The 13428-nt window shown below is 73.6% G+C and carries 12 protein-coding genes; 5 read left to right on the forward strand and 7 right to left on the reverse strand.

The features are described 5' to 3' along the window. The first annotated feature begins 490 nt into the window (after window positions 1-490). Window positions 491-2146: an IS200/IS605 family accessory protein TnpB-related protein gene (locus tag ACFW6B_RS30955; protein ID WP_386601150.1), complete on the forward strand. Its 1656-nt coding sequence runs from the start codon at window positions 491-493 to the stop codon at window positions 2144-2146. 96 nt (window positions 2147-2242) lie between these two features. On the opposite strand, the gene ACFW6B_RS30960 is transcribed toward ACFW6B_RS30955, so the two are convergent. From ACFW6B_RS30960 to ACFW6B_RS30990, 7 genes are all read right to left on the reverse strand, one after another. Continuing rightward, the gene (locus ACFW6B_RS30960) at window positions 2243-2905 is read right to left on the reverse strand and encodes a spherulation-specific family 4 protein (RefSeq protein WP_386601152.1); all 663 of its coding nucleotides are present in this window, start codon (window positions 2903-2905) and stop codon (window positions 2243-2245) included. After that, on the reverse strand, window positions 2902-3831 hold the full coding sequence (locus tag ACFW6B_RS30965) for an NAD-dependent epimerase/dehydratase family protein (RefSeq protein ID WP_386601153.1): 930 nt from the start codon (window positions 3829-3831) through the stop codon (window positions 2902-2904). Before ACFW6B_RS30965 ends, ACFW6B_RS30960 begins: the two co-directional genes overlap by 4 nt. A gap of 7 nt (window positions 3832-3838) precedes the next feature. Beyond that, window positions 3839-4552 carry a sugar phosphate nucleotidyltransferase gene (locus tag ACFW6B_RS30970; RefSeq protein ID WP_386601155.1) on the reverse strand — a complete coding sequence of 238 codons (714 nt, stop codon included), beginning with the start codon at window positions 4550-4552 and terminating at the stop codon, window positions 3839-3841. 54 nt (window positions 4553-4606) lie between these two features. After that, a complete protein-coding gene (locus ACFW6B_RS30975) occupies window positions 4607-5608 on the reverse strand; it encodes an SDR family NAD(P)-dependent oxidoreductase (protein WP_386601157.1) in 1002 nt (333 codons plus the stop codon). Window positions 5609-5705: 97 nt separating this feature from the next. Then, window positions 5706-7082 (reverse strand): hypothetical protein, encoded by a 1377-nt coding sequence (locus ACFW6B_RS30980; protein ID WP_386601159.1) that lies wholly within the window; start codon window positions 7080-7082, stop codon window positions 5706-5708. Then, window positions 7079-8626: a GT4 family glycosyltransferase PelF gene (pelF, locus tag ACFW6B_RS30985; protein ID WP_386601161.1), complete on the reverse strand. Its 1548-nt coding sequence runs from the start codon at window positions 8624-8626 to the stop codon at window positions 7079-7081. Before pelF ends, ACFW6B_RS30980 begins: the two co-directional genes overlap by 4 nt. 84 nt (window positions 8627-8710) lie before the next feature. Beyond that, window positions 8711-8872, reverse strand: coding sequence for a hypothetical protein (locus ACFW6B_RS30990; RefSeq protein WP_386601163.1), 162 nt, complete (start codon window positions 8870-8872; stop codon window positions 8711-8713). Window positions 8873-9347: 475 nt separating this feature from the next. Between ACFW6B_RS30990 and ACFW6B_RS30995 the strand changes: the two genes are divergently transcribed. The 4 genes from ACFW6B_RS30995 to ACFW6B_RS31010 all read left to right on the forward strand — a co-directional run bounded on the left by ACFW6B_RS30995 (window position 9348) and on the right by ACFW6B_RS31010 (window position 13418). Beyond that, entirely contained in the window at window positions 9348-9695 is a 348-nt protein-coding gene (locus tag ACFW6B_RS30995; RefSeq protein WP_386601165.1) for a PRC-barrel domain containing protein, read from the forward strand. A gap of 460 nt (window positions 9696-10155) precedes the next feature. Beyond that, window positions 10156-11397, forward strand: coding sequence for an NAD(P)/FAD-dependent oxidoreductase (locus ACFW6B_RS31000; protein ID WP_386601167.1), 1242 nt, complete (start codon window positions 10156-10158; stop codon window positions 11395-11397). Window positions 11398-11545: 148 nt separating this feature from the next. Further along, window positions 11546-12433, forward strand: coding sequence for a hypothetical protein (locus tag ACFW6B_RS31005; RefSeq protein WP_386601169.1), 888 nt, complete (start codon window positions 11546-11548; stop codon window positions 12431-12433). A 79-nt stretch (window positions 12434-12512) separates the two neighbouring features. Further along, window positions 12513-13418: a hypothetical protein gene (locus ACFW6B_RS31010; protein WP_386601171.1), complete on the forward strand. Its 906-nt coding sequence runs from the start codon at window positions 12513-12515 to the stop codon at window positions 13416-13418. The last annotated feature ends 10 nt before the right edge of the window (window positions 13419-13428 follow it).

Genomic DNA, 13428 nt, shown 5'->3' on the forward strand with positions numbered 1-13428 from the left:
AGCGGGAGCCGCCGTACGGCGGAACCTGCCCCCGGTCCGGCCGGCCATGCCCGCCGCGGTGCGCCCGGGGGCGTCACCGCGGCGGACGGGAGAGGGGCGGGCCGCGCGCGGCCTTTTCGTACGTGATCGGGGCACTTCAGGGAAATCTCCGTGTCGCGCCTTGAGGCGCCTCGCCTCCGCTCTGCCAGGGCTCCGGCCGCATCATTGGCGGACAGCACCCGAGCGGCCTGGCGATGTCGGTGTGAGTGATGGACACGCGGCCAGCCGGTGCCGGGAGGCGGTGGCCGCCCTCCGTGTGCCCTGGAGGGTTGGCAACTGTTGCCTGTGGACTGTGCGTGAGCGTGTTCTGGCGTGCGTGGGTGAGTGCGGACGGCCTCCGCCCGTACGAGGCGCGGCGGGAAACGAAGGTTCCTGTCTCGAATGCGTGACCTCTTCGGGTGGTGGTCGTTGGGTGGGGTGGCGGGCTGTTCGGACTGGCTGGGGTGAGGGTGTGGGTGATCTGCGGGTGGTGGGGGCGTCGTTCGTGGTGCCCGGCCCATCGGGGGTGGCGGTCCGGGACCGGCTCAAGGGGTTGACCGCCCGGGACGAGAGGGTGCTGCGGCTGGTCGGCGACCATCTGGGCTCGCTGGCCTCCCGGGATCTCAAGGCGCGGTGTGCGGCGGGTCTGGAGCACGACAACGAAAGCTGGGCGGCGCGGAAGCGGGAGCTGACCGGGTTGTCGTCGTCACGGTGGGCCGGGTCGTTGACGAAGGCCACGCATGACCTGTGGGCGCTGGCCCGGCGCGGTCGGCACGCACACATCCGGCAGCTGGAGGCCGGGGTGGAGATGATCCGGCACCGGCTGTCCCTGCCTCTCGGCGAGAAGGGTTCGAAACGGGCTCCGGGCGGTTACCGCAGCAGGCGGGAGTGGCATGCCAAGGCACGCCGACTGGGGGTGTTGGAGGACCGGCTTGAGCGGGCACGCACCGACTGGGCGGCCGGTCGGGTGCGGGTGGTACGGGGCGGGAAACATCAGCTCAACACCCGCCACCACCTGCAAGAGGCGCAGCTCACCGAGGAGGTGTGGCGGGCCCGGTGGGAGGCGGCGCGCCGGTTTTTGCAGGCGGACGGCGAGAGCGGGAAGAGGTACGGCAACGAGACCATCCGCATCAGCCCCGACGGCGAGGTGAGTATCAGACTCCCGGCCCCTCTCGCCCATCTGGCCAACGCCCCGCACGGCCGCTACGTCCTCAGCGCGCGGGTGTCGTTCGCGCACCGGGGCGAGCAGTGGGCCGACCGCATCGAGGCGAACCGGGCGGTGGCGTATCGCATCCACGAGGACACCGGCCGCCAGCGCTGGTACCTGACCGCCTCCTGGACCATCCCACCCGCCCCCACCGTGCCCCTGGCCGCAGTGCGGGCCGGCGGGCTGATCGGGGTGGACACCAACGCCGACCATCTCGCCGCCTGGCGGCTGGACGTGCACGGCAACCCGGTCGGTGCCCCGCGCCGCTTCGACTACACCCTCACCGGCACCGCCGACCACCGCGACGCCCAGGTACGCCACGCGCTGACCCAGCTGCTGCACTGGGCCGCCCGCCACCACCTGGCGATCGCGGTGGAGGACCTGGACTTCACCGCCGAGACCAGCCGGGAGAAACACGGCCGCCAGAAGAAGTTCCGCAGCCTGATCTCCGGCATGCCGGTGGCCCGGCTGCGCGCCCGCCTGGCGTCCATGGCCGCCGAACTCGGTGTTCCGCTGGTCGCGGTCGACCCCGCCTACACCAGCAGGTGGGGCGCCCAGCACTGGCAGAAACCCCTCACCAGCACCACCAGGAAACCCACCCGCCACGACGCAGCCGCCGTGGCCATCGGAAGACGCGCCCTGGGACACCCGATCAGGCTGGGGGTACCCCCGGACGAAGTCTGGGGGAGGACGGCACCGCCCCGTACCCACCAGAGCGATGGGTACGGGCATCGGACCGTCCAGGCCCGACCAGGCTCCCCACGGCGTGAGGGACCCCGCCCCCGCATCCCCGGACCACGGACACGATCCGTGCCGCCCGGACGCGCAGCGAACGCGGGCGACCAGAACACCCAACACCGTTCGGGGCATTCGACTGAGCACGGAGCCTGGCGACAGGACCCACTCCCACTCAGTCCATAGGAACGGTCGGTCTCACACGTAACTCCTTGCAGATTTGACCTAGACATGCCATCAATCCAGGGGGTCGAGCCGCCCGCCGACCGGGGACAGGGGCGCTCAGGAATCCAGTTCGTCCAGGGCGGGCGTCAACCGCGCCCAGGGGTTGGGGAGTTCACCGGTCACGGGCCCGGACACCGCGGCGCCTCGGTCACGCGCGGTACGAACGGCCAGTGGAACGAGCGCCTCGGGGACGCCGTAGACCAGATGGCAGAACAGCTCGGGCGGATGACGCGAGGTCCACACCGGTCTGCTGAACCCCGACACGTAGGTGGACCAGTGGCCCTCGAACGTGACGAGCAGGTCGGCGAGGCGGGCGTACCCCGGCGCCGGGTGGACCCCCGTGTTCAGCACCACCGGAGCCGTGCCGCTCCGGCGCAGGGCCCGCACCAGCCGCCTGCAGGCGGGCAGCGCCGCCGCGGTCGGCGCCACCCGGTCGAGGAAGCACCCCTGGGTGCCGTACCAGTCCCGGTGCCGCAGGACCTCGTCCGCGATGAGATCCGGATCGCGCGTGCCGTAGTCGGTGTCGACGTAGCCGAGCAGCCGGGCCCCGGCCGAGCACAGCGCGTCCGCCGCCGCGGCGAACGCGGGATCCGGGCCCCGGCCGGGCCCGTCGGCCGGGTTGATGACGACCCCGTACGTCCGGTCGGCCGCCCCGATCAGCCGGTGCCAGGCGCCGGGGTCCTCGACCGGGTGGACGTACAGCGGGATCAGCAGGCTCATGGAGTGCGGTCGCCTTCGGCCCGCGGGACGGGACCGGTACCCGTCGTGGCGGTCCAGAGCGCGGCCAGCGAGTCGTCGAGCGTCAGCACCGGCCGCCAGCCGAGCGCCTCCCCGGCGGCGGTGATGTCGGAGCACTGCCACGACACCTCGCCCGAGCGGGCGGAACCGCCGCCGTTCTCCTCGACGCGCCCCCGGAACCCGGCGACACGCGCCAGACCGTCGACCAGGTCGCGCACCGGGACGGCCTTGCCGCTCCCGATGTTGAGCACCCGCGGCAGCGGCCCGGGGACCGTCGCCGCGGCCACCGCCGCCCGTGCCACGTCGCGTACGTCCACGAAGTCGCGGTACGCCGAGAGGTCGCCCAGTCTGACGACCGCGTCCGGGTCGGGACCGGCCTCGCGGAGCAGTCCCGCGATCCGGCCCGGAAGTCCCGTGGACGGCGCCCCCGGGCCGACGGGGTTGCCCACCCGCAGCACCACCGCGTCGAGGCCGGACGTGGTGACGGTGACCGTCCCCGCCAGCTTGGTCGCCCCGTACGGGGTGAGCGGACGGGTCGCCGCGGACTCGGTCACGGCGGTGTCCCGGACGCCGGGACCGTACTCGGCGGCCGAGCCCAGATGGACCAGCCGGGCCGTCGGCGCCGCCTCGCGCAGCGCGGCGCAGAGGACCGCGGGGCCACGGGAGTTCACCTCCGAGAGCGTCACGGCGTCGCCGCCGGTCGCGCCGGCGCAGTTGATGACGGCGTCGGGCCTCGCCGCGGCCAGCGCCGGGACCAGCGTCTCCCGGCGGTCGGTGGCCAGGTCGATGCCGAACTCGGCGGCGGGCGATCGCCCGCCGCCGAGCACCCGCACGCCCGGGAGGGCGCGCAGGTGCTCGGCGACATGGCCGCCCAGATAGCCGGTGAAGCCCAGGACGAGAATGCGCATGCGGTGGTCAGGCTCCCTTGAGCAACAGCGACTTGCGGGTGGTGAACTCGGCGTTGGCCCGGTCGTAGTCGTCCGGGCGGCCGATGTCGAGCCAGTACCCGTCGAACTCGTAGGCGTGAGGCTCGCTGCCGCGCCGCAGCAGGTCGAGGACCAGCTCGTCGAAGCCCAGCGGCAGCCCCGGTGTGTAGCCCTCCAGCGTGGAGCGCGACAGGCCGTACACGCCCATGGAGACGCGGTAGTCCATGCTCGGCTTCTCGGTGAAGGCGACCACCTTGCGGTCGTCGGTGGTCAGCACGCCGAAGTCGATGCGCACCTCGCGCGCGTACGTCGCGATGGTCAGCGGCGCGCCCGAACTCCGGTGCCGCAGCAGGACGTCGCCGAAGTCGAGGTCGGTGAGCACGTCGCCGTTCATCACGAGGAACGACTCCGGCAGCCGGTCGCGCATGGTCAGCAGCGGGCCCATGGTGCCGAGCGGGCTCTCCTCGGTGGAGTAGTCGATGTCCAGGGCCCATTGGGACCCGTCGCCGACGTAGGCGCGGATGATCTCGCCCAGGTGGCCCACGGCGATGGTGCAGCTCGTGAAGCCGCACGAGGCGAGCTGGCGGAGCACGATCTCCAGGATGGCGTGCTGGTCGCCGATGGGGACGAGGGGTTTGGGCAGGGCGGTGGTGTAGGGACGCAGCCGAACGCCCTTGCCTCCCGCCAGAATCACTGCGTGCATGGGGTGTGCTTTCCTTCGTGGGACGTGCCGAACGGGATCGGACGTTGTGAACGGTCAGATGTTGTAGATGCCGGTCTTGTAGCGGGCCAGGTTCGCCGGGTCGCGGAAGAACTCGACGGTCCGCGCGAGCCCTTGCTCCAGTTCGTGGGCGGGGCTCCAGCCGGTCGCCTCCGCCAGCCGGGTCGCGTCGGCCACCAGCCGCATCACCTCGGAGTTGGCCGGCCGGACGCGTCCGGCGTCCTCGCGCACGTCGAGGGCGGTGTCCATCACCTTGCCGATCAGCGCCACCAGGTCGCCGACCGAGATCTCACCGCCCGTACCGGCGTTGAAGGTCCTGCCCACGACCCGGTCCGCGGGCGCCGTGCCCACGGAGAGGAACGCCCGCGCGGTGTCCTCGACGAAGGTGAAGTCGCGGGTGGGCCGCAGATCGCCGAGGGTGATGGTGCGTTCGCCGGCGGCCACCTGGCCGATCACGGTGGGGATGACCGCGCGCATCGACTGGCGCGGGCCGAAGGTGTTGAACGGCCGCAGCGTCACCACCGGCGTGCCGAAGCTCGCGTGGTAGCTGTCGGCCAGCCGGTCCGCGCCCGCCTTCGAAGCGGCGTACGGGGACTGGGTGTTGATGGGGTGGTCCTCGGTGATGGGCACGGTCCGGGCGGTGCCGTAGGTCTCACTGGTGGAGGTGTGCACGAGCCGGGGGGTGCCGAGCGCGCGCACCGCCTCCAGCACGTTGAGGGTGCCGGTGACGTTGGTGTCCACATAGCTGTGCGGTGCCTGATAGGAGTACGGGATCGCGATGAGCGCGGCCAAGTGGTAGACGCAGTCGGCGCCTTCGGCCAGAGCGCGCACCGAACCCGGGTCCCGGACGTCGCCCAGGACGATGTCCACCTGGTCCAGGACGTCCGGTCGCAGGGTCTCCAGCCAGCCGTACGAGGAGAAGGAGTTGTACTGCGCCATGGCCCTCACCCGGTGTCCGGAGGCGACCAGCGCCTCGGTGAGGTGGGAGCCGATGAAACCCTCGGCCCCGGTGACGGCGGCGAGCGGTTGGGTGCTCAACTCGTGTGTCCTTCCGGTTGGTCGTCGATGTGATGAGTGATGCGGACGAAGGCACGGCGGCCCTCCGGATCCGTCCGGAGGGCCGGTGCGGGACGGTTCAGGCGTGCGGGGCCGGCCGCCCCAGCAGCCGGACGGCACAGGCCGCCAGGCACAGGCAGGCCGTGCCGCAGGACAGGGTCAGCGCGACGGAGTCCGGCAGGGAACGGAGCACGGTGGCCGAGGCGGCACCGCAGGCCGCCGCCAGACAGACCACGGCCGGCGGCCAGGCCACCCCGAACGCCTGGAGCAGCAGGGCGGTCCACAACGTGGCCGCGAGCAGCAGCAGCGGGGCCGGCTCCACGCCGGTGAGCAGGGCCGCGGGCAGCAGCGGGAGCACGTAGAGCAGCAGGCAGAGGACGAGGACCCCGGTCGAACGCAGCAGGAAGGCCGCCGGGGTCGCGGTCGCCCGCAGCACCGACACCGCCGTCCCGCGGTACCGGTACAGCAGCCACTCCGCCGGCCCCATGCTCACGGTCAGCACGACCACGGCGTACGGGTGCTCCCGGCCCTCCAGCAGCACCAGCACACCGGCGGACAGCCCGAACACGCCGTACGGCAGCGACCGCAGCGGCGACGGACGCGCCGCGCCCGGGACCGGGGGAGCGCCGAGCGCGGCCCGCAGCGTCCAGCCGGCCGCGGCGACCGCGCCGAGCACGGACAGCAGCGGCAGGGCGGCGCGCGGCACGGTCCCGGGGTCCCACCAGGGCAGCGCCGCCGCGCCGGCGATCAGCGGGGTGAGCGCGGCCAGCAACAGCCGCTCGCCGCCCAGGACGAGCAGCACCCCGGCCGCCGCGAGGTACACCGACTGCGCCGCGGCGATCCCGGTCGCGGTGCCGGACCCGGTGACCAGCGCCCCGGCCCCGGTCGCGGCGAGCGCGCCGAGCGGCGCGCCGGTGAGCAGGGTCAGTCCCGCCTCCCGGCGGCCGGCGGCCATCCGCACGTGGGCACGGTGCCCGAGCGCCTGCCCCCACGCCCAGGAGACGAGGCCGGCCACCACCAGGACACGGAGGTCACGGCCCGCGTGCCACAGCGGTGCGGCCAGCAGGTAGGCGAGGCCCGGCAGAGCGAACAGCGCCCCGCGCAGCGCGCAGCGCACATGGTCCGGACGCCACGGGTCGGCCGGCCGCGGCGGCTCCGGAAAGGCGCGCGGAACCCGCTCGTAGAGCGCGGAGGCGAGCGAGAAGAGGTCCGGATGCCCGTACCGCTCCTGGATGACCTCGGAGGTCAGCCCCTCCGACTCCAGCAGGGCCGCCACCTCGTAGGGGTGCACCGCCGGACCGATGCCCTCCGCCAGTTCGGCGGCGAGCCGGTCGACGGCCTGCCCTTCCGCGCCGTGGCCGGGAGCGGACCGGGCGGGCCCGGGGGCGTCCGCGAGCCGCAGGGACAGCGCGTCGCTCTCCGTGCCGCCGGGTTCCAGCGCCATCGGTCCGCTCATCCGGCGAGGCTCCTCGACGTGGACGTGGCGGCGACGGACGCCCGGTCACCCGGTACCGGGCCGGAGGTGCCGGCCGTCGTGGGAGCGTCCGGGACGATCCCGCCGGGCGCGGACAGTTCGAGGTAGACGGACCGGAAGGTGTCGACCGTCTGCCGCAGGGTGAACTGCTCGATGACGCGCAGCCTGGCCGCCTCACCCATGGAGGCGCGCCGCCCGGCGTCGCCGAGCAGTTCCAGGGCGGCGGCGGCCATGGCCGCCGGGTCGCGCGGCGGGACGACGAGACCGCTGTCGCCGACGGCCTCGCGCACCCCGCCCACGTCCGTGGACACGGTCGCCCGCCCGCACGACATGGCCTCGATCAGGGTGAAGGGGAAACCCTCGCTGATGCTGGAGAGCATCACGACGCTGCCGGCCGCGTAGGCGTCCTTGATGTCCTCCACCCGGCCCTCGAAGGTGACCGCTTCCGCCTGCCCCAGCTCGGCGGCCAGTGCCTCGCAGCGCTCGCGGTAGGCCTCGCCCCCGCGCGGGGTGCCGCCGAACAACCGGAGCCGTGCGTCCGGGAGCCGTCCCCGCACGAGCGCGAACGCCCGGATCAGGGTCTCCAGGTCCTTGATGGGGTCGACGCGCCCGGCCCAGCTCAGCGTCGGCCGTTCCGGCTCCGGACCGGCCGGCGGGAAGGCGGCCGGGTCCACGCCGTTGTAGACGGTGCGGATCGACTCGGGCGCGGCACCGCCCCGCTCCTCCCACAGCCGGTTGTAGCGGTTGCCCGGGGTGATCAGGGCCGCGCGCCGGTACGTCTCCTCGGCGAGCAGCCGGAAGAAGCCCAGCACGACGGCCTTGACCGGCCAGCGGTACGGGGCCGTGCGGTAACCGAGGTACCGCTCGCGCAGATAGACGCCGTGCTCGGTCAACAGCAGTGGGACGCCGTGCCGTTCGAGCGCGGCGAGACCCGGCAGCACCGCGACGCCGCCGCTGACCGCGTGCGCCACCCCGCGCTCGGGCAGCGGTGCGGTGAGCGGGCGCAGCGCGTGCTCCAGCAGGGCGGTCGCGGTGACGGCGTCGTGCAGGGTCGGCCGGGCCTCGCGGACGGCCAGCCCCGGGCGGTTCCACACCCCGCTCAGGACGCCGATCGCCCGGTCGCCGCGCAGGAAGGGACCCAGCGTCCCGTCCGTCGCGGCCCGCGCCATCGCGTACAGGGCGGCGGCGAACCCGTCCTCGGCGTGCGGGTCGAGCAGGGCGGTCAGGAACTCCTCGTAGACGGCGGCGAGTTGCCTGCGGCGCCGTCCGCGCGGAGGGCGGCCTCCGGGCGCGGGCCCCCACATGGGGACCGTGACGACGTCCGTGACCTGTGCGGGGACGTCCCACACGACCGGTTCACGTCCGGTGCCGGTCACGGCGATGACGTCGAAGCCGACGTCGGGCATGCCGGTGACGAGTTGGTCGCACCAGACGCTGACGCCGCCGTGACTGTGCGGGTAGGTGCCTTCGGTGAGCAGGGTGACGCGCGTCGTGCCGGTGCCGCGCGCGCCGCGGGGAACGTGCATGGATGTGCTCCACGGCCGAGGTCGGGGTGGTCGGGCCCGTCCCGCCCGCTACGGCGCGGACGGGACCTTCGGTCGGTGCGCGGCTCAGTTGTCCGGGCGGTGGGTGGCCTGTCCGGGGAGGCCCGTCGGCAGGTCACGGCTGTCGAGTACGGGCGCGGTGTTCGCGTGCGCCGTGCCGGCCGGTGGGCCGGACGGGGCGAAGAGCGCGCCGGCTGTGGGCGCGGTCGCGCGAATGGTCCGCTTCATGCGGTGAAGTCCCCTCCCCGGGCAGGGGTGAGCACCGCTCCCGCGGAGCCGGCCACCCCCTGGCGCGACGCCACAGCCCCCTCAGACGTGGTCGTCGACGCTTTCGTCGCTCACATAGTGGTGCCTGTGTGGAGCTTTCGTGTGCTTCTCACGGGACATGACGGAAAAGCACGTCAATCGAACGAGTGGCTGCCGAGAGCCGTACTGATGGGATGGCGGTCACTTTGAGCTGTCGGTCGATTACTCAGTGAAACGTTACTGTGCTTGCCCGGCGCGGGATCGACTGGATCCGGAGCGTCGAGTTCCGGCCCGCCGTGGGGTCGGTGGTCTGCGTCGTGGCGAGTTCCGGCTGGAGCGTCGGTTTCAGGCCACCTCGGGCCGGGACGGTGAAGAATCCGTGTGCCCCGGGTGTCGGCGGCCGGGAAGGGGACACCCGTCGGTCGCCGGCGGAAAGCGAGAGGTGGAGGAGTTCTTCGTGAACGAGAACCTTTGGGGTTACGAGCCGACCAGCGGGCACACGCCCGACGCCGATCTCTCCGGCTACCGGGTGGAGGCTTCCGACGGCCACATCGGGAAGGTCGACAAGCACTCCGACGTGGTCGGTTCTCAGTACATCGTCGTCGACACCGGCGTCTGGATCTTCGGCAAGAAGGTCCTGATCCCCGCCGGGACGATCACTTCGATCAGCCACGAGGACAGGACGATCCGTGTCGCCCGGACCAAGGACGAGATCAAGGCGGCGCCGGAATTCGACGAGGAGAAGCATCTCGGGGATCCGCACTACCGCGACCAGCTCGGGGGCCACTACGGCTCCGGCCACTGACGCGACGCCGACCGCCCGGACCCGGGCGGTGCCGGCGGTTCCCGCCGCTCCGGGGCGCGCTCGGGACACAGGGGACCCCGGCCGGACGGGGGAGACCGGCCGGGGCCGCTTACCTGGTGTGCGGAGGCCGCTCCGCGCCACATAGGGGGGAACATCCGGCCATGTCGATGTATTCCTCCCTGGAGTCGTCCACGTATTTCTCCCTGGAGCCCTGGAGCCCTGGAGCCCTGGAGCCCTGGAGCCCTGGAGTCCCGAGTCCCGGAGGGCCGCGTCGCGCGAAGTGCGGCCCTTCGGACGCCGGGCGTTCCACCGGCGTGGCCCCGCATCCGCCGGGCGGCCCCGACGGGAAGATCGGTTCGGGAGGGCGCGTCCGACGGCGCGGCGCCGCCGTCCCGTGCCCGGACCATCCCCGCGTGCCTCCCGGCGCGCGGACGGACCGGTTGCTCGGAGGATGGTGCTCATGGCCGCGAAGAGCGGTGTGCCCGACGTCCTGGTCGTCGGAGGCGGGCTCGCCGGTCTGGCGTGCGCCCGCGATCTCGCCGGGTACGGCTTCGGGGTCAGGATCCTGGAGGCCTCGGACGAAGTGGGCGGCCGGATGCGCTCCGACCGGCACGAGGGCTTCGTCGTCGACCGCGGCTTCCAGGTCTTCAACACGTCCTATCCCCAGGTCCGGCGCCGGCTCGCCCTGCGCGAACTGCGGCTGCGGCCCTTCACGCCCGGCGTCCTCGTCCACACGGAGGACGGCCCGCTGCGCTTCGAGGACCCGACCCGCGGCCGAAGGCGGCTGGGTGACCTGCGCCCGGGGCGCCTCGCCGGAACCCGTGACCTGATCGCGCTGGCCGCCCTGTCCGGCCGGGACGTGCTCGCCCCCGTTGGACGGCTCAAGCGCGGAGAGGACCGTACGACCCGCACCGCGCTGGCCGCGGCCGGGTTCTCCGAGGAGTTCGTCGAGCGGTTCTTCCGGCCCTTCCTGTCCGGGGTCTTCCTGGAGGACCAGCTCGAGACCTCCGGCCGGGTGTTCCACCTCGTCTGGCGCAGCATGCTGCGCGGCACCCTGTGCCTGCCCGGCGCGGGCATCGGGGCGGTGCCGCGCCTGCTGGCCGGGGCGCTGCCCCCGGACGCCGTGCGTCTCGGCACCCCGGTCACGCGGCTCACGGACGACGGGGTCGAGACGGACGCCGGGGGCGAGCTCGCCGCGCGGGCCGTGGTCGTGGCGACGGGGCCGGGAGCGGCCGCCCGGCTGCTGCCCGGGCTGGTTCTTCCGGACTACCGCGTCGTGACGACGTACTACCACGCCGCGACCCGTTCGCCACTGGCCGAACCCGTCCTGCTGACGGACACCAGGAGGCGGTTCCTCAACACCTGCGTCCTGAGCGAAGTGGTACGCGGCTACGCCCCGCCCGGGATGTCGCTGATCGCCACCTCGGTCCTCGGGCACGACCAAGAGGGCCGGGAGCCGCGGCTGCGCGACGCGCTCGCCGAGGTGTACGGCACCGACACCGCGCTCTGGGACCTGCTGACGGTCCGTACCGTCCCCGACGCCCTGCCGGCGATGCCGCCCCCGCAGCCGCTCGGCCGGACCACCCGGGTGGCCCCCGGCCGCTATGTGTGCGGCGACCACCGGGCCACGGGCTCGGTGCAGGGGGCGCTGGCGTCGGGAGCCAGGGCGGCGCGCGAGGTCGCGGCGGACCTGGCCCGGTAGCCGGGGTGTGCGCCCCGTACAGGGCTGGGGCCAGGCACGAAACGGTAACGAACGACTTTGCGGTGGGTGAGGAAACGCTCGCTCGGCGTAATGTCCCGCATGTCCTGGGTGCTCGTGGGGGGCGGCCCGGTGTGGGGAGGGGTGTGTCATGGCTGCCATGACGCGGGTTCGAAGAGTGCCCACCGTCGTCCGGGTCCGGCTGGTCGCGACAGTCTGCGCGGGGCTCCTGTGCGCCTCCCTGGCCGGGTGCGGGAACGACGGCGCGCCGACCGCCGACGCCTCGACGGCCTCCGCCGGAACCCTGGCGTCCGCGGCACCGTCGTCCGCGACGGCGTCCACGCCCGAGCCGACGCCCTCGGCGAGCGACGTGGCGACGCCGACGTGGACACCGACCACGGAGGAGGCCGTGCCGGTCGCCTCCGAGGAGCCCGCGCAGGCCGGCGGTTCGGAGGCGTCGGCCCTGTGGGGCAAGGGGTACAGAGGCACGGCGAGCGTCTCCGTGGACATCCACGACTACTGCTCCACCGACGGGTCCCGGCGCCTCGCGGACAGCCGGACCTACTCCATGGACAGCACCCTCGACCTGAGTTCGCCCGACAGCGGCGGCGGCCAGACCGAGAGCAACCCGTTCTCGATGGTGTTCTCGGCGGGCCTTCCCTCCCAGACCGGCGCGGTGTCCTTCCGCTCCTCCTCGGTCAGTACGGTCTCGAGCCAGGACCTGGCGGGCAACTACCGGGATCCGAACCTCCTGCTGACCTACTGGGACATCGACTGGTCCGGCGGCGAGCTGGACGCCAGGCTCACGGACCCGCACGCCCGGGAAGCGATCGTCCTGAACCTGTTCAACTGGCCCGGCCTGCTCGTCCCCTGCCGCTCCGACCTCGGCCAGATGCCCGGCGGCTTCCCCCGCGTGCTGGCATCCGGCACGACGTTCACGGGCCGGCTCGACGGCTCCGGGGCCTCCCTCACCGCCGAGGGCGGCACCGTCGACGGCATGGTCGCGTTCAGGTTCACCTTCGAGGGCACGGCCTCATGACGCCCTTACCGGCCCGCTTGTCGCGCACGGCCGTGAACGGACGGCGGGAAGGCGCCGCGGCCTCACCGGGGGAGGCACGATGACGGCACAGGACCGCCTGGACACCTGGGGCGTGCGGATCGCCGAGCGGGTCGCTCCCAAGGAGAAAGGGTTCGCGGCACAGACCGCTCGCGCGTACGCCGCGGGCGGCACCCCACGCCGTAACCTTTTTTCATCTCCCGGTCAGGCACCTGGAGGCATGGGCGGCGGCGCGGCCGCCGTCCTTCCCGCCGTGCTGGACGGACTCGCCCACGCCGCCGGGTTCCTGAAGTCCGCCATGGGCAGTCCCGAGCTGAACAACCTGCTCTCCGCGACCGGACTGCTGGTCGGGTTACGGGCCCAGCGGCGCGCCGAGGCCGCGACCCGGCCGGCGGAGGACGACACCACGGCCTCGCCGGACGACGGCGCGCCGAGCGGGGACGACGGCGCGCCGAGCGGGACCGGCGCGGGTGACCGGAACGGCGGGGCCGACAGCGGGGACGGCGGAGGGGACGACGGCGGGGAGCTGTCAGGAGCCCCGCCGGGGGTGTCGTCGGGAGGCGCGCCCGGAGCGGTGGTGCCCCAGGGCGGAGCGGATCCCACGTCGGCCGTGCCCCCGGGCGGAGCGGACTCCGCGTCGGCCGTGCCCCCGGCGGACGTCGTACGGGCCGCCCTGCGCATGAGCGCACGGCTGCGGGCACGGGGGTTCGCCCCGGACGGGGCCGACGAACTGACGGCACGTCTCATCGCGCGGCTGCTCACCGAGGACGATCCGGTGGAAGCCGCGGCCTTCCTCGACGCCCTGGTCGGTGACGAGCCGCCCCCGCCGCCGCGCGGCCCCGACGACCGGCGCGGGAAACTGCGCCGACTGCGTTCGGCGGCCTCGGGCCTGCTCCATCGCGCGGGCCACCCCCGTACGACACCCCACGGGCCCCCGACCGGTCCCGAGGGGACGGGGCAGGGATGAGCACGGCGTC

Source organism: Streptomyces sp. NPDC058751 (assembly GCF_042746485.1).
GTDB lineage: Bacteria > Actinomycetota > Actinomycetes > Streptomycetales > Streptomycetaceae > Streptomyces.